Source organism: Phocaeicola oris, assembly GCF_021295095.1.
GTDB lineage: Bacteria > Bacteroidota > Bacteroidia > Bacteroidales > Bacteroidaceae > Phocaeicola > Phocaeicola oris.
Map to the genome: position 1 here is coordinate 288,477 of NZ_JAJLQX010000001.1, position 22,816 is coordinate 311,292.

At 39.7% G+C, this 22,816-nt stretch carries 15 protein-coding genes, 1 pseudogene and 1 riboswitch; of the genes and pseudogenes, 7 read left to right on the forward strand and 9 right to left on the reverse strand.

Annotated features, from left to right (window positions below):
* The first annotated feature begins 7 nt into the window (after positions 1-7).
* Genes cbiE through cbiD form a run of 3 tightly spaced genes read left to right on the forward strand, consistent with a single transcriptional unit; the run spans position 8 to position 4,838 of the window.
* Complete coding sequence (gene cbiE / locus LO761_RS01305; protein WP_272816527.1) at positions 8-1,219, forward strand: precorrin-6y C5,15-methyltransferase (decarboxylating) subunit CbiE; 1,212 nt, start codon at positions 8-10, stop codon at positions 1,217-1,219.
* Positions 1,216-3,012, forward strand: a complete 1,797-nt coding sequence (gene cobM / locus LO761_RS01310) for a precorrin-4 C(11)-methyltransferase (protein ID WP_272816528.1) — start codon at positions 1,216-1,218, stop codon at positions 3,010-3,012. The genes cbiE and cobM overlap by 4 nt, the downstream gene beginning before the upstream one ends.
* Positions 3,009-4,838: a cobalt-precorrin-5B (C(1))-methyltransferase CbiD gene (gene cbiD / locus LO761_RS01315; protein ID WP_272816529.1), complete on the forward strand. Its 1,830-nt coding sequence runs from the start codon at positions 3,009-3,011 to the stop codon at positions 4,836-4,838. Before cobM ends, cbiD begins: the two co-directional genes overlap by 4 nt.
* Before the next feature lie 33 nt (positions 4,839-4,871).
* On the opposite strand, the pseudogene LO761_RS01320 reads toward cbiD, so the two are convergent.
* The 5 genes and pseudogenes from LO761_RS01320 to LO761_RS01340 all read right to left on the reverse strand — a co-directional run.
* Positions 4,872-5,633, reverse strand: a pseudogene (locus LO761_RS01320) (ABC transporter ATP-binding protein); the annotation flags it as partial.
* On the reverse strand, positions 5,626-6,663 hold the full coding sequence (locus LO761_RS01325) for an iron ABC transporter permease (protein WP_272816530.1): 1,038 nt from the start codon (positions 6,661-6,663) through the stop codon (positions 5,626-5,628). The gene LO761_RS01325 and the pseudogene LO761_RS01320, both read right to left, overlap by 8 nt.
* On the reverse strand, positions 6,660-7,820 hold the full coding sequence (locus tag LO761_RS01330) for an ABC transporter substrate-binding protein (protein ID WP_272816531.1): 1,161 nt from the start codon (positions 7,818-7,820) through the stop codon (positions 6,660-6,662). The genes LO761_RS01325 and LO761_RS01330 overlap by 4 nt, the downstream gene beginning before the upstream one ends.
* A 33-nt stretch (positions 7,821-7,853) precedes the next feature.
* Positions 7,854-8,029, reverse strand: a riboswitch (cobalamin riboswitch).
* A 329-nt stretch (positions 8,030-8,358) separates the two neighbouring features.
* Positions 8,359-8,697 (reverse strand): cupin domain-containing protein, encoded by a 339-nt coding sequence (locus LO761_RS01335; protein ID WP_272816532.1) that lies wholly within the window; start codon positions 8,695-8,697, stop codon positions 8,359-8,361.
* 141 nt (positions 8,698-8,838) lie between these two features.
* Complete coding sequence (locus LO761_RS01340; RefSeq protein WP_272816533.1) at positions 8,839-10,248, reverse strand: DUF3078 domain-containing protein; 1,410 nt, start codon at positions 10,246-10,248, stop codon at positions 8,839-8,841.
* Positions 10,249-10,426: 178 nt separating this feature from the next.
* On the opposite strand from LO761_RS01340, the gene LO761_RS01345 reads away from it, so the two are divergent.
* The 4 genes from LO761_RS01345 (at position 10,427) to LO761_RS01360 (ending at position 18,846) form a co-directional block, all read left to right on the forward strand.
* On the forward strand, positions 10,427-12,034 hold the full coding sequence (locus LO761_RS01345; RefSeq protein WP_272816534.1) for a CTP synthase: 1,608 nt from the start codon (positions 10,427-10,429) through the stop codon (positions 12,032-12,034).
* Positions 12,035-12,052: 18 nt separating this feature from the next.
* The gene (gene yidC, locus LO761_RS01350; RefSeq protein ID WP_272816535.1) at positions 12,053-13,942 is read left to right on the forward strand and encodes a membrane protein insertase YidC; all 1,890 of its coding nucleotides are present in this window, start codon (positions 12,053-12,055) and stop codon (positions 13,940-13,942) included.
* A gap of 10 nt (positions 13,943-13,952) precedes the next feature.
* Positions 13,953-16,070: a S9 family peptidase gene (locus tag LO761_RS01355; protein WP_272816536.1), complete on the forward strand. Its 2,118-nt coding sequence runs from the start codon at positions 13,953-13,955 to the stop codon at positions 16,068-16,070.
* A 538-nt stretch (positions 16,071-16,608) separates the two neighbouring features.
* The gene (locus LO761_RS01360) at positions 16,609-18,846 is read left to right on the forward strand and encodes a patatin-like phospholipase family protein (protein ID WP_272816537.1); all 2,238 of its coding nucleotides are present in this window, start codon (positions 16,609-16,611) and stop codon (positions 18,844-18,846) included.
* Here the strand turns inward: LO761_RS01360 and pulA are convergent.
* The 4 genes from pulA to LO761_RS01380 all read right to left on the reverse strand — a co-directional run bounded on the left by pulA (position 18,843) and on the right by LO761_RS01380 (position 22,662).
* Positions 18,843-20,834 carry a type I pullulanase gene (pulA, locus tag LO761_RS01365; protein ID WP_272816538.1) on the reverse strand — a complete coding sequence of 664 codons (1,992 nt, stop codon included), beginning with the start codon at positions 20,832-20,834 and terminating at the stop codon, positions 18,843-18,845. The two genes, LO761_RS01360 and pulA, sit on opposite strands and share 4 nt — an antisense overlap.
* Positions 20,835-20,838: 4 nt before the next feature.
* Complete coding sequence (gene ruvC / locus LO761_RS01370) at positions 20,839-21,429, reverse strand: crossover junction endodeoxyribonuclease RuvC (protein ID WP_272816539.1); 591 nt, start codon at positions 21,427-21,429, stop codon at positions 20,839-20,841.
* Positions 21,426-21,731, reverse strand: a complete 306-nt coding sequence (locus LO761_RS01375; protein WP_272816540.1) for a DUF4286 family protein — start codon at positions 21,729-21,731, stop codon at positions 21,426-21,428. Before LO761_RS01375 ends, ruvC begins: the two co-directional genes overlap by 4 nt.
* 562 nt (positions 21,732-22,293) lie before the next feature.
* Entirely contained in the window at positions 22,294-22,662 is a 369-nt protein-coding gene (locus LO761_RS01380) for a winged helix-turn-helix transcriptional regulator (protein ID WP_272816541.1), read from the reverse strand.
* Positions 22,663-22,816 lie beyond the last annotated feature (154 nt).

Consider the following 22,816-nt stretch of genomic DNA (forward strand, 5'->3'; position numbering starts at 1 on the left):
ATAAAATATGAAATATATTGTAATAGGAATTAACGACTCATACTCTCCTTATTTCTCTCCTGATATACTTGAAGAAATCAGTAAAGGAAAGGTGTTCTCCGGAGGGAAACGACATCACGAGATAGTAAAGGCTCTTCTCCCAAAGGATATAGAATGGATTGATATTACCATTCCTCTGGAGGAGGTTTTTTATCAATATAATAAGTTAGATGCCAAAGGAATAGAACGAATCATTGTATTTGCATCGGGCGATCCGCTATTCTTTGGCTTCGCCAATACGATTAAACGTAAAGAGCCAAATGCAATTATCAAAGTTTATCCTACCTTCAACTCCCTACAAACACTGGCACACCGATTAATAATGCAATATCACGATATGCGAATCGTCTCTCTTACCGGTCGCCCATGGACAGAATTAGATAAGGCACTCATAGAACGTTCTCCTAAAATAGGCATTCTAACCGATAAGGAACATACTCCAGCAATGATAGCACAACGGATGATAAAATTCGGTTATACCACTTACCAGATGCATATCGGTGAACATCTGGGAAATTCAGAGATGGAACGAATCACCTCATGTACTATATGGGAGGCTTCCAAACATGCTTTTGATAATCCGAACTGTTTAATTATAGAAACTCCCAAAGAACTATTAACAGTACGACAATATGGTATTCCCGATCAAAGTTTTGAACTATTAAATGGTAGAGAAAAGATGATTACTAAAATGCCTATCCGTCTACTCACTCTACAGGCGTTAGAATTGAATAGGCATCATGTCTTGTGGGATATAGGATTTTGTACGGGATCCGTCTCCATAGAAGCCCGTCTGCAATTCCCTGATGTAACAGTTGTCTCTTTCGAGATTCGAGAAGAAGGAAAAAAATTGATGTATGAAAACAGCCGTAAGTTCGGTACTCCTGGCATTACAACCCTTATCGGTGATTTTCTGACAATTGATATTTCCGATCTTCCCAAACCCGATGCAGTCTTTATTGGAGGACATGGTGGCCGATTGAAAGAGATGATGGCAAAGGTGATGACTGTCCTTCAACCTGGTGGATGTATCGTAATGAACTCCGTACCAAACAAATCAAATAGCGAAGAACTGTTTAAAGAAACAATAAAAGAATTAAGACTGCACATGGAACCTGTAACTCACATTACATTAAACGATTATAACCCGATAGATATTTTAAAAGCAACAAATAAATGAAAGCAGCTGTCATATTGATTTCTGAAGCAGGTTATGAAACTGCTCAATCTATTCATAAGGAATATAAATTCCCTGTATACTCACTTCATAAGGAACAGAAAACGATTTATATAAATAATATAGATGAACTGTTAAAAGTAGAATTCCACCACTTTGAGGCATTCATCTTCATTGGAGCAATGGGTATTTGTGTCCGTAGCATAGCTTCTTATATAGAAGATAAACATACCGATCCGGCTATACTCTGTATCGACTGTAATGGTCAGTCGGTTATCAGTGTTCTATCCGGTCACATAGGTGGAGCCAACGAGCTGGCCAAACAAGTTGCCGCAACTATTGGTGCTACTCCGGTCATTACAACCCAAAGCGATAAATTAGGATTATGGGCACTCGATACACTGGCTAAACGTTTCAACTGGTATGTGAATAAACAGCAAATGAATAAGGAGATATCCCTCTTTACTTCCGGAAAATCAACTGCTCTTCTATTATCCATCCGCGATAAAGGAACAGAATGGATGGAAGCTAATCATCCTGCAAACGTAAAGGTATTTTATCACTACGAAGACATTCAACAAAATGACTATTCTCTGCTACTCATCGTCTCTCCTTTTACTCCGAGAAATATACATATTCCATACCTTATATATGCCCCTAAATGTTTGCATATTGGCATAGGATTAGCACATCAGGCAGAACCAGTTGAAGAAATTTTAAAAGAGATGGAATCTACTTTGAATGAACATGGAATTTCGAAAGATACCATTCTTGATTTCTCCACAATTAATGAGAAAAAAGATGAACCGGCAGTAAAGAGATTACAGCAAACTTATCCAATTCTTTTCTACGCTGCGAAAGAACTGAAAGAAGTGAATGTTCCTAACCCGAGTTCCACCGTAAAAAAGTATATGAATACTTATAGTGTAAGTGAAGCATCTGCTATTTTATCTGCTGACAATAAAAAACTTATTATAAATAAAACTAAAGGGAAGAAATGGACTTTAGCTGCCTCTATTGATTACAAATTCCTTCGTCAAGGACATATTGAAATAATAGGTGCAGGACCGGGAGATCCTGATCTTATCTCTGTTCGTGGAAGAAAAATGCTGGAGAAAGCTGATCTTATCCTCTATGCTGGCAGTTTGGTTCCACGTGAGTTAACAGAGTGTGCCAAATTAGGAGCAACCGTTAAAAGCTCCGCTTCACTTGACTTAGAGGAGCAAATTGATTTAATGAAAAAATTTTATGATAAAGGTAAACTTGTAGTTCGTCTGCATACCGGAGATCCCTGTCTCTACGGAGCCATTCAGGAACAAATGAATTTCTTCGACAAGTATCACATGAATTATCATATCACTCCCGGAATATCTGCCTTTCAAGCTGCTGCTGCAGAACTGCGTTCACAGTTCACCATTCCTCGCAAGGTACAAACCATCATCCTCACCCGTGGAGAAGGACGTACTCTAATGCCTGAGAAAGAAAAACTACATCTATTGGCTCGTTCACAAAGTACCATGTGCATTTATCTGAGTGCTGATATTGTAGAAAAAGTACAAGCAGAATTACTTCAAGAATATCCTGAGACTACTCCTGTAGCTGCCTGCTATCGACTAACTTGGAAAGAACAACGTATCTATAGAGGTCAATTAAAAGATCTGAATCATCTATTGAGAGACAACAATCTTACACTTGATACATTAATCGTGGTGGGTGATGCTATAGACAATCGTCAAGGCTTGTCGGAACTATACTCATCCCACTTCACTCATTTATTCAGAAAGGCAAAAGAATGATTCTGGTATTCGGAGGAACTACAGAGGGACGCAAGGCCGTTAAAGAGCTGGAAGAAAGTGGAAAACCATTCTATTATTCCACCAAAGGTAATGAGCAGGAAATTACCTTAAAAAATGGAATTCGTCTTGAAGGAGCTCTTCTGAAAGAAGATATGCTGAACTTTTGTAAAAAGAAAAACATTCGACTGCTTATTGATGCAGCTCATCCGTTTGCTACACATCTTCACCAAACAGTAGCCGAAGTAGCGGAAATTCTTCATCTGCCGGCTATTCGCTTTGAGCGAATATTTCCTTCACAGCATACAAATCACATAACTTGGTGTGCTGATTATGCCGATGCCATCAACAAGATTAATGTACCGGTACTGCTTGCTACTACGGGAGTACAGAGTATTAGCCAACTAAAGCCTCTGGAAGAGAAAGGTGTAAAAATATACTACCGCATTCTGGAACGGGATAGTTCTATTAAATTAGCCCGTCAGCAAGGAGTCAAAGAATCTATGCTTTGCTATTATCATCAAGGAGAGAACGAACTAAATATTTTTCGTCAAATTCATCCTGACGCTATTCTACTGAAAGATAGCGGAGAAACGGGAGGCTTCAATGAAAAGATTCGTGCAGCCGAGGAATTGAATCTTCAAATCTTTGCTATCTCCCGACCAACTACACCTAAAATTTTCACCCGTGTCAACGGAGAACACGGACTCCGACGAATGGTAGAGAAACTCCTACCGGACTTCTACACTTTACATAGCGGGCTCACTACCGGAAGTTATGCTACAGCTGCTGCAGTAGCAGCAACCCAACAATTGTTACAACGCAAAGGAAATGGTTATATTCTATCGGACACTATCCCTGAGAATACCGTCCCAATTATATTACCCAATGGGGAAACAATCTATGTTCCTGTAACTTATGGTAAAAACAATAAAGCAACCGTGATTAAAGATAGTGGAGATGATCCCGATGTTACCAATGGGGTGGAAATCATTGCAGAGGTTTCTTATCTGACAGACAATCAACCTAACGAACTTATTCGTATTAAAGGTGGTGAAGGCATCGGGCACATCACACTTCCCGGATTTGACTATCCTGTTGGTGAGGCTGCAATAAACAAAGTGCCACGGCAAATGATACAGAAGAATATTATAAGTCAGTTATATCCCGAAAAACCTCTTTTAGTCACCATCTCCATCCCTAAAGGTAAAGAATTAGCAAAACGAACCTTTAATCCTCGTTTAGGCATCACCGACGGTATATCTGTCGTAGGCGTATCGGGTATTATCAAACCATTCTCCAAAGAAGGATTTCTGAATTCTATACGCAAATGCATGGATGTAGCGAAAGCTACAGGATGCGACCGCATCGTCATCAACTCAGGTGCCAAAAGTGAAGGATTTGTTAAAGCCTACTATCCCGAACTACCAGCTCAAGTATTCGTGGAATATGGCAACTTTATTGGTGAAACTATTAAGTTAGCTCAAGAGATGCATATCCCGAATGTTACACTGGGTATCATGATGGGGAAAGCTGTTAAATTAGCAGAAGGAAATCTTGATACACATAGTAAGAAAGTGACGATGAACAAGGAATTCATCAAACAAATGGCGCGTGAAGCCGGTTGTGATGAATCTATCATCAATGAAATAGACACTATTAACTTGGCCCGCGAGCTTTGGGAAAAGATTCCTGCCAATAAGATAGAAGATTTTTGCGAAACCATCATCCATCACTGCCATAACTGTTGTGATCCGCTTCTTCCGGACGGAAAACTCTCCATTTTGATTATTGGCGAAAAGGGTGATATACATGCCACCGTTAGCTGACTATACTTCTTTCAGGATATGAATGGAAAGATCTTCTTTATTGAACACGATGCCATTCTTTTCAATATAATGACTCAACACTCCATTCTGAGCCAAATCCCGAGGAGTACCGGTACTTAATCCGTTATACTTATCCATCATCCATACTTTATCAGCTATCTGTAAAGCAAGCTCCAAATCATGAGTAGAGAAAAAAATGGTCTTATCCATCTCTCTACTCAACCGTTGCATCAGTTGCATCATCTCCACCTTACTGGGAAAATCCAGAAAAGCAGTCGGTTCATCTAAGAATATCACAGGAGTCTGTTGTGCCAAAGCTTTAGCTATCATCACCTTCTGACGTTCTCCATCGCTTAGTGTCTGAATCATTCGATGCGTTAAATGCAGAATGCCCACCATCGCCATCGATTCATCTACAATGGTATAATCCTCCTTTGTAAGATTTCCCCAAAAACCGGTATATGGGCTACGTCCCAAACCTATTAACTCACGAACAGACATATTCTGGATATGAACCCTGCCAGTCAATACTACACCTATCAACTTTGACAATTGTTTGTCCGAGTAAGTCATTATCTCTTTATCATTGAGGAATATCTTCCCACCCAACTTAGGTTGAAAGACCGAAAGCGTACGCAGTAAAGTGGATTTACCTACTCCATTCGCGCCAAGCAAACAAGTAAGCTCTCCGCTTCGAATCGAAGCATTGATATGTGAGGCAACTACTTTTACATCAGCTTTCTTTCCTATATATCCTATGCTCAAATTCTGCAGACGGATGGTTTCTTTACTCATGGACATCCTCCTTCCTTCTTCTGAACAATACAGACGCGATGATTGGCGCGCCTACCAGTGCCGTTACCGAATTTACCGGAAGTGCTCCCTCAAATCCGGGCATACGGGCTATTAAATTACATATAAGTGCTAAAGCCGAACCTGTGAGCATTGTGCCGGGCATTAGAATACGATGATCGGAAGTATGGAAAATAGCTCTACATAGATGAGAAACTGCCAGGCCTATAAACATAATAGGACCACAATAGGCGGTAACAATAGCCACCAGTATACCCGAACAGGTAATGACCTGCATTCGCGCCTTTTTGATATTCAATCCCAGATTACGGGCATAACCATCACCTAAAAGCAACAAATTCATGGTTTTTACTAAAAGCATGGACAACGGTAGAAGAATACACATCAATGCTACAAACAGAAACATCTGATCGCCTGATACCCGTGCGAAACTACCTAAGCCCCAAACTACATAAGCTTTCACATCTTCCTCGGGACTAAAGAATTTCAATACACCGATAATAGCGGAAGCCAAGTATCCTATCATAACGCCTATAATAAGCAAAGTGACATTCCCTTTTACTTTTTGTGAAACATAAACAATAAGCACCATCACGGCCAATGCCCCAATAATAGCAGCTACAGACATAGCTGCGTCACCAAAATAACCCAGACGGCTCAGAGCTACCTTACCAATAGCTCCTGACATAAGCACCACGAAAGCAACACCTAAACTGGCTCCGCTACTGATTCCCAACACCGACGGACCGGCCAACGGATTACGAAATACCGTTTGCATCTGAAGTCCACTCACTGCTAATCCCGCTCCTGCTACCATTGCAGTCAACGCTTGTGGAAGACGCGATTTCCATATAATATTCTGCCATATCTCAGACTCATTTCCTTCATTAAAAAGAATCTTCACAATATCTTTCACAGGAATATGTACCGAACCTATGAACAGGTTAATCATAAAGAATAACAGGATCAGTACCAACAACAGCAATATCATGGGAATCGACTTACGTATCATTTCAGTAAAGTATAGAACGTAGGTTTATAATTCTCAGGCATCAATTCGGAATGAAATATATAAGTTAAATCTGCAAGCAGTACATCCGGTTCCACAGGAGTAATCTCGTAATATGGAGTTTGCTGCATGTTACAATAAATCACTTGTTTCTCCTTGAATGCCTTGAAATCGGCATTCCGCTCATTGCTCTTTTTCAGAATCTCATAACTAAAATCACCTTTAAAGCTGTTTAAAATACGCCAATAATCGGCATTTGCAGCCATACTGTACATCTTCTCAAAATCTATATTCACGCCCCCGCTACTGGGATTATCTTTCATCACATAATCAGCCCCGGCATCTTCGAACATTCGTGCCAAATAACTCTTTCCTCCCACTGCATACCAATTACCTCCATGCATCTCTCCGCTGAACACCAACGGACGATGTTTCACTTTCGCCACTTTCTCTTTCAGGTCATTATAACGTTGTGCTATCCCGTTAAACACACTATTTGCTTCTGTCTCCTTACCTATAAACATACCTATGAACTTTATCCATTCGGCTTGTCCAAGTGGATCCAGTTCCTTATATCCTAAATGCGGAATCATTGTAATACCCGTCTCTTTAATAACTTCGTAGCCCCCTCGCTTAAACGGTGAGATAAAAATAACATCAGGATTGGCTGCCATAATTACCTCAGAATCAAAATTACCTTCCATTCCTATTTTTACTATCTTTCCTTCTTTCACACGGGACAAGATATCTTTATTATAGAGATTCTTCGTTCCTGTGATACCTGTCACAAAATCGTGTGCATTCAGTGCTGTAAAGTTCGACAACTGCAAAGCTGTCATGCATATACATTGCTTGATGGGTACATTCACCCGTATGTATTGATCTGGAATATCTGTTTCTTTCGCTTTCTGTGGAACTAAAGCGAAATGGTAATCAAGACTCTCTTCATCTTGAGGATCGTGTATATCCACCAGTCGCACGCCATTCTCTATGTACTTCACTTTAAAACCTTTAGCGTAATAGGGATGAATATGCAACGAATCTTTCATAATGCCGGGCGTTACCGACTCCGTAGTTTTTTGTTCTTTCTGCTTTGAGCTGCATGCGCCCATTATGACGGCAAGTATCAAGACCGTTCCAAAAAATAATGCTTTTTTCATTGAATATAAATTTATTCTCCACACCCGGAAGTTTGATTCCATTACGATTCGGCAGGTCTTCTGACTCACTCCTTAACCCAACGCCTTCCCGTCTGAACTAACAGTGGCTGTAGTATGGATCTTTTCAGAGCTTACAGCAGCGGGTACTGCTCAGGATTCTCACCTGATTCCCTTTTAATTAGTTTTAAACCAAATCAAGGTACAAAAATACACACTTCTTATAGCAAAACAAAATTCTCACTACAAATTCTAAATAAAGAAACGGAACTTTTTGATGGAAGATAGGCTATTTATTGCGCATTTTCATGGTTCAGACTATCATGGCTCCTGCTATTACAGAGATCCGAGAAAAGTAATACGTATGAGTTTTCAAAATCATCAGAAGTTTTGAGCAACTCATACGTATCAATCAAACGATTCATGCGCATCACTTTGTCAATTCATGCGCATCACTTTATCGGTTTATGCGTATCACTTTGTCGGTTTATGCGTATCACTTTTATCATTCTTCAAAACGACTTTTTAAAGTAACACTTATCTATTTAATTGATGTCGTCCGACTAATCATGGTGATAAGCATTTTAAAATTCATATCGGCACGGACACTGTGAATGCGTCCTGAAGGAATCATGAACAACTCTCCGGCCTTTACCACATGCTCTACATTATCGAGCGTCATAACCATTTCACCATCGGTAACTTGAACGAGTGCGTCAAAAGGAGCCGAATGAGGACTCAACTGTTGACCTCTCGCAATAGCAAACAGGGTTATACTTCCACTTTCGTTGTGAAGAAGCTCCATACTTACAATGCCTCCATCCTGATACGCCACTACTTCATTAGGATTAATGGCCTTTCCCTTAACAAAATTTGTCATAACAATATTCCTTTATCAGTAAATTCTTTTAATTTTTAATTCAGCTACTGCAAAATTAAAGAAGCCACCAATTAAAAGATGGGCACAATTGTTACCGGTGAGATATAAAATTCTTTAAAAAGAAACTTTTCTGAACAAGTATTACCATGTATAGTTTAATCCGAAGCTAAGGAGTTCGGTCAACTGAAAGTAACTATGATTCTTTGTCACACCATCATCATATCTCGGATTAATAAATAGCTTGGTAGACAAATATTTATTTACCTTAAAGTCGAAAGTATTCTCCCAGTTGGCAATGATTTTCTTATATGTAGTAAAATATTCCAAAACGGAAGTCCAAGTAATATTCTTCGAGATATTCCATGTCAGATTACCTGTAATTTTAGAACCGAACATATGAGCAGTGATATGCCCCGTCTCCACATTAAACTTCGTCACGTCATTGATATGATCATTATTAATATATATAAAGGTATAAGCCAAAGGAGAAGTCAGGACAGACAACGTATAATTCTTTTCCTGTCGCTTATAATCCATACCAAGAGTTATATCAAGTTCTAAAGGAGAAAGGAAATTAGAAATCATATTATCAGTATTCGTTGAGTAGCTGGCAAAGAACTGCGACTTCACTTCAGCAGCTAATGTATAATACCAGTGTTTCCATGCCTGAACACCAAGTTTACTTGTTATACGAAGCAAGTCTTGATTCGTCTTATAGCTATGCACCGTATCAGAAGGAGCTGTAATAAATCCGAGTTTAGCCTCGAACTTATTATCCCATTGCACTTTCTGCCTATCATTATAGTTCGCCTCCAAAACAATACCGGATAAGAGAGATACCGTACTCTCACCACCTTTATACCAGTTATCGGAAATATAATGTTGAGAGAGCTGCGTATATCCGTTTCCTTTCTTAGTCCAAAAGTTTGGACGAAGCACAACAAGCCCCTCATCCGAGGTCACATTGGTCACTTCCTTGGCAGGTTCCACATAATCAGTAACCGCTTCCTCACGAGGAGCAGTAACCACATGTGTTGCGCCCAACGGTTTGGCATCGGCCAGATAAGCCTCATTGCCGAGGACATTATTAGGCTGTTCCAAGTAGTATGTAAGCAATATCTTATTCACCCACTTATCTACCGCCTTTTTCCTTTCCATATCAGGGAGCTGATAAAGTTCGGCCGATTTGTGAACACAACTATACAGACTGTCGGCAGCTGTATTCTCAGGATAAATAGACTCCGGTTTCTTCCAATTGATAACATAGGCTTGTTCAGCTACACTATTATAATAAGTAGGCGGAACAAAAAGCTTGTAGAAATCAGGATCAGGCTTTAGCTTCGGCATCACCACCGTAGGATCTTCCCACAAACGTGCCCATGCACGATACGATGCAGCCAAATTATTTAATGAATCGGAAAAAGCCTTAGGTACATTAATAGTCTGAGTGACAGGAATAGCTTTTATATTAGAAGGAATAATTATGTCCTGAGCAGACAACGAAGAACATAATATTAAAAGAAATGCAAAGATAAATAAATGTTTCTTCATAAAATCGTTTAGTCGTTAAATAATATTTCACAAAAGTATATCATTTTTTCTACAATTACATTATTTACACGGAAAATTCTATTATCTGATTCAATTTTTAGTATTTATATCCCTTTAAACCAAAAAGATTTTATAATTTTGTGACTTATAATAATTGATAAAAAACAAAATAAATATCATGCAAGGAGAAACAAGATATATCTTCGTAACCGGTGGTGTGGCCTCTTCATTAGGAAAAGGTATAATTTCTTCATCCATCGGCAAGTTATTGCAAGCCAGAGGCTATAATATTACCATCCAAAAATTTGATCCCTATATTAATATTGATCCGGGAACACTGAATCCATACGAACATGGTGAATGTTATGTTACCATAGACGGACATGAAGCCGATTTGGATTTAGGTCATTACGAACGTTTTACGGGTATTCAAACCACTAAAGCAAATAATATTACTACAGGTCGTATTTACAAAAGCGTAATTGATAAAGAACGCCATGGCGATTATTTGGGAAAAACAATTCAAGTTATTCCTCACATCACCGATGAAATTAAACGTTGCGTCAAACTATTGGGTACAAAGAAAAACTTCGACTTTGTTATTACAGAAATCGGCGGTACAGTAGGTGATATTGAATCTCTTCCTTATCTGGAGAGTATTCGTCAGTTAAAATGGGAAATGGGGAAAAACGCACTCTGTGTCCATTTAACTTATGTTCCTTATCTGGCTGCAGCTAAAGAGTTGAAAACAAAACCGACCCAGCACTCTGTAAAACAATTACAGGCAGCCGGTATTCAACCTGATATTCTTGTTCTTCGTACAGAGCACGACTTAAACACAAGTATCCGCAAAAAGGTAGCGCAATTCTGTAATGTAGAAGAGAAAGCTGTTGTCCAATCACTTGATCAGCCGACTATCTATGAAGTTCCCCTGAGAATGCAAGAACAAGAGTTAGACGCAACTATCCTCAAAAAGATGGGATTACCGGTAGGCCCTACTCCTAACCTCGGCCCATGGAGAGAGTTCCTGGACAGACGTCATAAAGCAAAAGAGGTAGTGAAGATTGGTTTGGTAGGCAAATATGATTTACAGGATGCTTATAAGTCTATCCTTGAGTCTATCTCCCAAGCTGCTACTTATAACGATCATAAAGCCAATGTTGAGTTCATTAATAGTGAATACCTGACAGACGAGAACGTTGAAGAGAAATTGGGTGGTAAAGATGGAATCATTATTTGTCCGGGATTTGGTCAGCGTGGCATAGACGGAAAGTTTGTGGCTGCTAAGTTCGGACGTACTCACGATATTCCCACATTCGGCATCTGCCTTGGCATGCAATGTATGGCTATCGAGTTCGCACGTGATGTACTCGGTCTACAGGATGCCAACAGTAGAGAGATGGATCAGAAAACGCAGCATAATGTGATTGATATCATGGAAGAACAAAAATCCATTACCAATATGGGTGGTACCATGCGACTCGGAGCTTATGATTGTCGTCTGAAAAAAGGTTCAAAGGTTCATGAAATCTATGGAAAGGATCATATTCAAGAACGACACCGCCACCGTTACGAATTCAATAACGAATATAAAGAAGTCTATGAAAAAGCCGGAATGAAGTGTGTTGGTATCAATCCGGATTCCGACTTAGTAGAAATCATTGAGATTCCTAAACTTCGCTGGTACATTGGAACACAGTTTCATCCGGAGTATAGCAGTACAGTTCTGAATCCGCATCCTCTGTTCCTTTCATTTATCAAAGCAGCAATCACTAAAAAGAAATAATATAATAAGATTTGAAGAATGGATAAAAACACATTAGTGGGATTCGTGTTGATTGGAACGGTATTAATAGGTTTCTCTATTTATAACCGCCCAAGTAAAGAAGACTTGGAACAAGCACACCACTATCAGGATTCTATACAAGCTATTCAAAAGGAACAGTCTAACAAAGTCGACGTTGAAGTACAAAAAGATTCTATCTCGTATACACAAATCGTAGCTGATTCTACATCTGCTTTCTATAGCTCACTAAAAGGAACAGAACAAGAGATCTCTTTGGAGAATAATTTAATACAATTAAAACTTTCGAATAAAGGTGGTACACCGCAAGAAGCAATCCTAAAAAGCTATAAAGACCAAAATGGTCAGCCTCTGGTTGTCTTCGACAAGAAAGATATTCAGATGGATTTTTCTATTGACGGAAAGAATGAAAACATTCTGACTAACAATCTTTATTTCACTCCGACTAACGTAACCGATAGTACGGTTACCATGCGACTGCAAATAAATGGAGGTGGAACACTCGACTTTAATTATAAATTGCTAAAGGACAGTTATGTGCTTAACTTCTCCATTCAGGCTAACAACATGCAGAACTTCTTCCCTTCGGCATCTAAATCAATCAACCTGAATTGGCATCAGAAAATACGTCATCAAGAGAAAGGATATAGCTTTGAACAACGTTACACTGCTCTTACATACAAACGTAGCGGACATGATTCCAATAAATTAAGCGAAGGTCGTGATGCAAATAAAGAAATAGAAGACGCACTCGACTGGATTGCATTCAAGGGACAATTCTTTTCAACTATCTGGATCGCTCATCAAGACTTTAACAATACGATACTGAATTCAAAGGTGTTGGCAGAGAACAGTGGCTATATGAAAGAATATAATGCTAATATGACCACTTCTTTTGATCCGACAGGTAAGGAACCGACAAACATGCAAATGTACATCGGTCCGAACCGCTTCAACACCTTAAAAGCAACCAATAAAATTTGTGCAGCTGCCTCTCCTAAAAGTCTGGAGCTACAAGATTTAGTATATTTAGGATGGCCGATTGTACGATTAATCAATCGTTACTTCACTATTCCTTTGTTCGACTGGTTGTCGGGCTGGGGACTGTCAATGGGTATAGTCCTATTGCTCATGACCTTCATTGTCAAAAGCATTGTTTACCCGGCTACATATAAATCATATATGTCATCAGCCAAGATGCGTGCATTAAAACCTTACATGGACAAAATTAACGAGAAATATCCAAACAAGGACGATGCTTTAAAGAAACAGCAGGAAATGATGAGCTTATATAGTCAATATGGCGTAAGTCCTATGGGGGGCTGTCTGCCCATGCTTGTCCAAATGCCTGTTTTCATGGCCTTATTCTTCTTTGTTCCTAACGCTATTGAACTACGACAACAGAGTTTCTTATGGGCAAGCGATTTGTCAGCATACGATGATGTCATCAACTGGGGAACAAATCTACCTATTATTGGCAATCACCTGAGTTTGTTCTGTGTATTGTTCTCTGCATCCAGCTTACTGAATACTTATATCTCTATGAAGATGCAAGACCCAATGGGACAACAGCAACAGATGCCTGCCATGAAGTGGATGATGTACCTAATGCCGCTTATGTTCTTCTTCATCTTCAATACTTACTCTTCCGGTTTAAATTATTATTATTTCATTTCCGGCTTGATTAGTATTATTACAATGGTCATTTTACGTAAGACAACTGATGAGAAGAAGCTGCTCGCTAAGCTGGAGACTAACAAGGTTAAGATTCAAGCCGATCGGACAGCGAAAGGTTCTCGAGGTGGAATGATGGCTAAACTGGAAGCACTGAAAAAAGAGCAAGAACGTATTGAAGCTGAACGTCAGAAAACATTAAAGAATAAACATTAATACTCTACTTATGAATAAAACATACTTAATCTTAATGGCAGCTGCACTAATGATGACTTCTTGCAAAAAGGAAGAAAAGCAAACAGAAGAACAAGCCCCTTTCATTGGTAAGCAAGAGGTTACCATAAAAGATGGAAGAATGACTCCCGAAGTACTCTGGGCTATGGGACGTATCGGCAGTAGCTCTGTATCTCCTGATGGCAAAAAGGTTGCCTATACAGTAGCTTATTACAGTGTTACAGAAAACAAAAGCCACCGCGTCATATATACCATGAACGCAGATGGAACAGAGAACAAGATACTCACTAAAACTTCGTTCAACGAAGGTGATCCGCAATGGATCAATAATGGAGAACAAATAGCTTTCCTCTGCAACGAAGACGGAAGCAATCAACTTTGGGTAATGAACACCGATGGATCTAATCGGCATAAGGTATCATCGTACAAAGGTGATATAGAAGGATTCAGTTTCTCTCCGGATGGAACAAAAGTACTCTTCATTGCTCAAATAAATAATGGGAAAAGCACAGCAGAACGTTATCCCGACTTACCTAAAGCTACAGGTATGGTCATAGACGATTTAAACTACAAACATTGGGATGAATATGTGCTAACCATTCCACACCCTTTTGTGGCTGATTTTACGGATGGTAAAGTAGGCGAAGCTACTGATATTCTTCAAGGCGAACCATACGAAAGTCCGATGAAACCGTTCGGTGGTATTGAACAGTTGGCTTGGAGCCCGTATTCTAATTTCATCGCCTATACTTGCCGGAAGAAGGAAGGATTGGCATACGCGCAGTCTACCGATTCTGATATTTATCTGTACGACTTGAACACTAAACAAACTACTAATGTTTGTAAGATTGAAGGTGATACTGACCAGAATATGGGTTATGACACGAATCCGAAATTTAGTCCTGACGGACAGTGGTTGGCATGGCAAAGTATGCAACGTGATGGTTATGAAAGCGACCGAAACCGCTTGTGCGTATATAATCTGATGAGCCATAGAAAGAACTATGTAACAGAAAGTTTTGAAAGTAATGTGGACGATTATGTGTGGAATAATGACTGCAAGAGCTTTTATTTTATAGGTGTATGGCATGGGACTACCATGGTATACAGTGCTAACTTCGACGGTGATGTGAAAAAGATTACCAATGGTAACTTCGACTATGGATCGGTTGCTTTGTTAGGTGATCAAATTCTTTGTAAGCGTCACTCTATCAGTGCTGCAGACGAACTTTACGCTATCAATCCTACAGATGGAACAGCTACTCAGTTAACCCACGAAAACGATGCAATCTTCAAACAGCTCACACTTGGAAAAGTAGAGGAACGCTGGACAAAAACTACCGATGGTGAGGACATGCTGTCATGGGTAATATATCCATCGAACTTTGATCCCAATAAAAAGTACCCTACTCTGCTCTTCTGCGAAGGCGGTCCCCAAAGTCCGGTAAGCCAATTCTGGAGCTACCGGTGGAACTTCCAGATTATGGCAGCCAATAATTATATTATCATCGCTCCAAATCGTCGTGGCCTTCCCGGTTTCGGAATGAAATGGCTTGAAGAAATCAGTGGTGATTACGCAGGGCAGTGCATGAAAGATTATCTTTCTGCTATTGATGATATTGCTAAGGAACCTTATGTCGATGCCGAACATTTAGGTTGTGTCGGTGCCAGCTTTGGTGGTTATTCCGTTTACTGGCTGGCCGGTAATCACAATAAGCGTTTCAAAGCCTTTATTGCTCACGATGGTATTTTTAATGTTGAGCAACAATACCTTGAAACAGAGGAACTCTGGTTCACCAAATGGGATTTAGGTGGTCCGTACTGGGAGAAGAACAACCCTATTGCACAGCGCAGTATAGCAACTTCTCCTCACCGTTACATTGATAATTGGGATACTCCTATACTTTGTATCCATGGTGATAAAGACTATCGAATCCTATCCTCTCAGGGGCAATCAGCATTCCAGGCTGCTCTGCTGAAAGGTATTCCTGCCGAATTGTTACTCTATCTGGATGAAAACCACTGGGTATTGAAACCACAAAACGGAATTCTATGGCAGCGAACTTTCTTCGCTTGGCTTGACAAATGGTTAAAACCACAAAACAAATAAACTTCATAAAACACCGTTCACCTTTTGAAGAACGGTGTTTTTTTATTTCCTATTGGAATAAGTATGCCTTTTATAACTCAGCCTGACCTTTTGCCTTTCCTACAACATCAATAGAAAGGTTATGTTAAACCTCATTCTTGAGCAGAAGCGTCCTTACAATGCGTTTAAACATTGTTTTTGTATTCTTGTCAGATGTATTAAATTGGTCATAAGGATGACCGGAAAAAGTGATACGTATAAACCGTCTAACTCATACGCATGAATCGATCAACTCATACGCATGACCGAGGAAAGTGATACGCATGAATTGATCAACTCATACGCATCACTTTGCATAAACTTCTAATGAACTCGGAAGCTCAATGCGTATCTCCTCGATTAAAGATAAAAGCACATTAAAATAAAGTACTTGATAAGCACATTCAATGATATATCCTAATTCTACAGAGTTACTATTTGAACATAAAGAAAGAGGAAAAGAACTTGCGAAAGAAAGAAAAATCTATCATCTTTGCGATATGAACGCAAAAATACATTTATGAGGAAGATTCACTTTATTTTCATTTTAATCATCCATATACTGGCATTTAACCAACCGATCACTTCACAAGAAAAAGCTCATGAACGCCCTAAAGTAGGTGTTGTTCTCAGTGGTGGAGGCGCTAAAGGCATGGCTCATATCAGTGCGCTGAAAATCATTGAAGAAGCCGGAGTTCCTATTGATTATATCGTAGGAACAAGCATGGGATCTATCATCGGCGGCCTCTATTCCATCGGTTATACACCTGCTCAAATGGACAGTATGGTACACAAACAAGACTGGACTTTCCTTCTCACTGATAAGATAGTATCTACAGAACAGAATATCACACAGAAAGAAAATAAAGAAACGTATCTTCTCTCCGTTCCTATTCACAAAGACATGAAAAAGGAAATATTAAGTGGACTCATTCGTGGTGAGAATTTGGCCAATCTCTTTAGCGAACTCACTATCGGTTACCACGACTCTATCGATTTCAATACCTTAAAGACTCCGTTTGCCTGTGTTTCAGAGGATATAGTAAGTGGTAAGCCTTACGTGTTTCATAATGGTATACTAACCGAAGCGATGCGGTCGAGTATGGCTATTCCGGCCGTTTTTACTCCAGTCCGTAAAGACAGTATGGTATTAGTTGACGGTGGTGCCGTCAATAACTATCCTGTAGATGTGGCTAAAGCCATGGGAGCTGACTATATTATTGGTATAGATGTACAGAGTGATAAACGGAATGCCAATGAACTAACCAGTGCAAAAGATATTATTTTTCAACTTGTCAACATGATGGGGAGTGACCTCTATAAAGAAAACCTAAAGAATACAGATGTCTATATCAAGGTGAATGTAGAAGGATATAGTTCTGCCAGTTTCACTCCTGACGCTATTGATTCACTTATTCGTCGTGGCGAGGAAGCCGCGACAGCTCAATTACCTGCATTACGCAGTTTGAAGAAAATGTTGGGGCTCCCCAACTATTACAAACCAGACAGAGGCAATCCATATCCCTGCATGCAGAACAAAATAGTAAAGGTAAACAATATCACCATTAACGGAATGGATCAGAACGATGAGAAATGGATAGAGAAACATTTTAACCTGCAGGAGAACTCAGAAATCAGTATTGACAAAATAAAAGAGATTGCTAATGATATCCGTGCCAATCTAAACTATAAAAGCGCTATCTATCACCTCACACGTTCGGAAACCAATAAAGGATACGACTTGAGCTTTGACCTTACCAAACAAACAGATGATAAGATTAATGTTGGCTTTCGATTCGATTCAGAAGAAAATGCTTCCCTTCTTATCAATATGACCGGTCACCTGAAGCGGAAAAGTAAACCGAATATCTTCTCCGCTACCATCCGCTTAGGAAAGCGTATGGGAGCCGACATATCGTACGCATGGGCTCCATCGCCTATGCGAAAAATTGGCTTACAATACAGTTTCCGTTACAATGATATAAACTTCTATTATAATAATAGGAAGGTATTTAATACTAACTTCCGCTATCATAAAGCAGAGATTGCTTACTCCGATGTATGGCACACTAATTTAGGATTCTCCTTGGGAGTTCGCTATGAACTATACGATTACAGCAAGTTTCTCTATGAACCGGACTTTTATATGAGTTCCTCCATCAATCTGGACACAGAACATTTCTTTACCTACTTTGCTAAAATTAAATACGATTCCACTGATAAGCCTTATTTTCCTTCAAAGGGTATGATAGCAACGGCATCGTATGAGTATATCACCGATAACTTTGCTAAATACTATGATATAGTCGGCCCTTCGGCTGTACAGGGAAGCATAGAAAGCGTAATACGCATGAGCCATCGATTCGCGACCATACCTTTTATCTATGGAAGGTTTCTTTTTGGAAAGACTATTCCATATTCCAAGATGAATGTGATGGGTGGCGATGTCCCCGGATATATGATGGAAAAAGAACTTCCGTTTGTGGGTGTAAATACCGCCCAACTAATGAATCATTCGCTGGTGGTAGGTGGCATAAAACTCCGTCAGCGTATCGGTAAGGCACACTACATTACCATGACCAATAACTATGCTCTGAGCAGTAAGAAGATAAAAGATCTTTTGAACAGCTATACCGCCTACGGATTCAGTCTGGGCTATGGGATGGATAGTATATTTGGCCCGTTGGAACTATCCTTAAACTACATGAATCACTCCAGCAAAGTACGTTTCTTTGTCAATCTTGGATTTCGATTCTAATCGTGCATGATGAGAGCCGACTGCGCCGGAATAGATACTGTTGAGCCCCACAAAATAGAAAGCCCCATCGGTTCTACCCGCCCGTCTTTGCATACCACCGTGTATTTCCCGTCAGGTACCTGAACGGTAGCCGGTTCTTTACGACTGTTGAAGAATACATAGATAGTATTCCATTCATCACCTCCGGCATGATCTTTTAACTTAAAAGCTATTAAGTCCGGTCCGTCTACATTTATAAACTCCATATACTGACGAACTCTCTCAGCATTATTCAGACGGAAAGCAACATGTGCTTTCCGTAAAGCTATCAATCCTTTTACATAGTCAAATATATCCTTATGCACCGATTTCAGATTCCAATCGATAGCATTGATACTGTCTGGACTATTGTAAGAGTTGTGCACCCCTCTCTTATTACGCATCATCTCATCTCCATTGAAAATGAAAGGAATACCCTGAGAAGTAAAAATGACTGTCTCGGCCAACTTTTGTAATGCAACCAACTCTGTTTCCGAAGCCGTCGGATTGGTGGTTCTTAATCTGTCAGCCAAACACATATCATCATGGCAACTCACATAACTTATCATTTGCGTCGGTTGAATAGCCCAAGCCGACTTACTATAGTTCACCTTATCATAATCTATCTGTGGATGTTGTATGGCACCCACCAAACCAAACTTAACGCTCTCCTCATTTCCGGGTTTACCAACCAAGAATGCACCCATCTTATTATCATTCCACGGTCCTCTTAGACCATCTCGCATTTCATCACCAAAAGCAGATATACGAGACATCTCACTCATATTCTTCTTCATGGCAAGCTTCTTTTCCGGATAAGCAGGAGTACCGGCAGCCCATCCTTCCCCATAAATAAAGATGGATGGATCAATATCATCCAGTGCCTTGCGAATCTCATTCATCGTCTCTATATCATGAATGCCCATCAAATCGAAACGAAAACCATCAATATGATACTCTCGTGCCCAATAACACACCGATTGAATCATGAACTTACGCATCATCGGGTGATCACTGGCAGTTTCATTACCACAACCCGAAGCATTCGAATATTTCCCTTCTTCGGTCACGCGATAAAAATATCCCGGAGCAGTCCGTTCAAATGCACTGCCCTTTATGTCATAGGTATGATTATATACCACATCGAGTACCACACGGATTCCGGCATTGTGCAGAGCCTGAACCATCTGTTTGAATTCTAATATACGAACTTCCGGCTTAAAAGGGTCAGTTGAGTACGAGCCGTCAGGAACATTATAGTTTACAGGATCATATCCCCAATTATATTGTTCCTTTTCCAGATGTACCTCATCCACCGATGCATAATCTGTCGACGGCAACAAATGCACATGAGTAACACCAAGTTCTTTCAGATGATCCAGACCGGAAGTCTCTCCTTGCATAGTCTTTACCCCTTCTTCGGTGAGTGCTATATATTTCCCTTTATTACGAATACCCGAAATAGTATCAATGGAAAAGTCACGATGATGCATCTCATATACAATAATATCCCCGTAATCATTCAGAACGGGACGCCTATCTGCGCTCCATCCTTCCGGATCGGTCATCTTCCAATCAATAACAGCCCCTCTCTTTCCATTCACACCCACCGCTTTAGCAAATATGCCCGGAGTATCACCCATCCAACGCTTATCTTTCTTCACGTTGAATGTATAAAACTTGCCTTTCAAATCTCCATCGCATTCAGCGTTCCAAACACCATCCTCACCAAGGGTCATATCAATTGACCGCAACGCAGAGCCCGAATTAGCAGACTCATATAACAACACACGAACCTCATCTGCTTCAGGCGACCATAGATGGAAATCAGTCTTTGCGGGAGAATACAACATTTCATTTATCTCTCCTGCAGGAACCGGATAATCCATTACCGAGGTATAAACTTTCTTTTCTTCCTTGCAGCCGGCACCTAACAACATCATCATAATCAACGCATATTTTAATTTCATATAATCACATTTTTATATTTTTCTCATCAACTACTTTCCCCGGATTCCGGTCAACAAAATCTTTCCAACTATGATATTTCTTTGTTATAACATCAGGTTTACCCATTTCCAAATAATGGCAGTAAGCAGCCCCCAACGCATCGGTCGCATCTAAAAACGGTCCCATCTCACTGTCCGGAATATGAAGCATACGTTGCAGCATATCGCCTACTTGCTCTTTACTCGCTCGCCCGTTTCCCGTAATGGCCATCTTAATTTTTAACGGAGCATATTCCGTGATAGGAATATCACGACTTAATGCCGCGGCCATCGCCACTCCCTGAGCACGCCCCAGTTTCAACATTGATTGTACGTTCTTCCCATAGAAAGGAGCCTCAATAGCCAATTCATCCGGCAAAAACGATTCGATAATCCCTATAACCCGCTCAAAAATATGTTTCAGTTTCAAGTAATGGTTCCTGTATTTACGCAAATCGATAACTCCTAACGATACCACTGTCGGCTTCGTTCCTGTTACTCTCAATACCCCATACCCCATGATATTTGTACCGGGATCAATACCCAAAATAATCTTTTCCTTCACTGAATAAATCACCTTACTACCTCCATTAATGTATCGAAACCAAGTACCTTATTCTTAAAGACTTTGTTCAGCTCCTGAGTAATGCGGGGACTATATTGTGTATGGAATTTCTGTAACATACCCAAACTTTCTGCTTCCCACTGCATGGAAAAACATTCACTATCGTGTTCCTTATGTGTCAAGATTCGTGTTAATCGCGGATTCATCAACATCCCCGTCTTCTCCACCTCCGGAATGAGGTAGGTATCCACCCAAGTTACAAAATTCCTTGCATCGGGTAACTCCACATGATATGTAGTATTATATACGATCATATTCCTTTATTTACAATATAAAAATTCTTTCTTTTACAAATTTATAAAACAATTCTCATAACCCTAAAAAATAGTGATGTAAAATATCTCTAAAGAACATGTCCTTCAGATTGATCATACTGCTGAATAAAGATAAAGCCGATACGCTACCATGAAATAACGAAGACTGATTGATTGATATATAAAACAAGAGATATATGCCGTTTATAAGAATCAACCGGAAAAGTCTGTTTGACTATACTACAAAGTGATACATATAAGTCAGTCAACTCATCAGCATGAATCAGTCAACTCATCAGCATGAATCAGTCAACTCATCAGCATGAATCGGTCAACTCATCAGCATGAATTTGTCAACTCATACGGATCACTTTTACAACTCATACGTGTTGACTTTTGCAACGGTCACCACCGGTAAGCAAAGTGCTATGTATCAAGGAGATAAAACATCGGCCATTCAATAGCCCATCCACCGGTCATTGCGTCAACAGATAAAATATTGCCGGAATGATCCATGCCAACAGCAACCATCATATTACCTTACCATTATAATGAAAAAAGCTTACTTCAGCAGAAACTGACGTCTCGATTCAATGATATCATCCATATTATTCGTTGCCCAAGTAAGCAGTTCATCTATCAGTGGCAACAAACTTCTACCTTTCTCTGTAAGTGAGTATTCCACTCGCGGCGGTATTTCCGGATACGATTCTCTATGTAACAAAGCATCCGCTTCAAGAGTTTTAAGTGTAGCCGTAAGCATCTTTTGCGAAATATCGGGAATGTTACGCTGCAACTCTTTAAAACGTAGGCAATCTGATTGTTCCAAAGTGAACAATACCAACATAGACCATTTATCTCCTATCCGTGACAAAATATTGCGTATAGGACAATGAGGAAATAATCTATCTCTAACTTCAACTCTATTCATATACTTTCTACAATTAGTTTACAAAAGTAACTAATTATCTTTTAGAACCAATCATTTTTGTTAAATCATATAAAAGAAATATTTTAAAATGACGATGTAGTCACATTAGTTACTATAAGGTAACTGACTTACTTATATGTACCTACTTGCAATA

Coding starts and splice junctions, on each gene's coding strand:
- cbiE (WP_272816527.1), top strand. CDS start 8: ATGAAATATATTGTAATAGGAATTAACGACTCATACTCTCCTTATTTC.
- cobM (WP_272816528.1), top strand. CDS start 1,216: ATGAAAGCAGCTGTCATATTGATTTCTGAAGCAGGTTATGAAACTGCT.
- cbiD (WP_272816529.1), top strand. CDS start 3,009: ATGATTCTGGTATTCGGAGGAACTACAGAGGGACGCAAGGCCGTTAAA.
- LO761_RS01325 (WP_272816530.1), bottom strand. CDS start 6,663: ATGATACGTAAGTCGATTCCCATGATATTGCTGTTGTTGGTACTGATC.
- LO761_RS01330 (WP_272816531.1), bottom strand. CDS start 7,820: ATGAAAAAAGCATTATTTTTTGGAACGGTCTTGATACTTGCCGTCATA.
- LO761_RS01335 (WP_272816532.1), bottom strand. CDS start 8,697: ATGACAAATTTTGTTAAGGGAAAGGCCATTAATCCTAATGAAGTAGTG.
- LO761_RS01340 (WP_272816533.1), bottom strand. CDS start 10,248: ATGAAGAAACATTTATTTATCTTTGCATTTCTTTTAATATTATGTTCT.
- LO761_RS01345 (WP_272816534.1), top strand. CDS start 10,427: ATGCAAGGAGAAACAAGATATATCTTCGTAACCGGTGGTGTGGCCTCT.
- yidC (WP_272816535.1), top strand. CDS start 12,053: ATGGATAAAAACACATTAGTGGGATTCGTGTTGATTGGAACGGTATTA.
- LO761_RS01355 (WP_272816536.1), top strand. CDS start 13,953: ATGAATAAAACATACTTAATCTTAATGGCAGCTGCACTAATGATGACT.
- LO761_RS01360 (WP_272816537.1), top strand. CDS start 16,609: ATGAGGAAGATTCACTTTATTTTCATTTTAATCATCCATATACTGGCA.
- pulA (WP_272816538.1), bottom strand. CDS start 20,834: ATGAAATTAAAATATGCGTTGATTATGATGATGTTGTTAGGTGCCGGC.
- LO761_RS01375 (WP_272816540.1), bottom strand. CDS start 21,731: ATGATCGTATATAATACTACATATCATGTGGAGTTACCCGATGCAAGG.
- LO761_RS01380 (WP_272816541.1), bottom strand. CDS start 22,662: ATGAATAGAGTTGAAGTTAGAGATAGATTATTTCCTCATTGTCCTATA.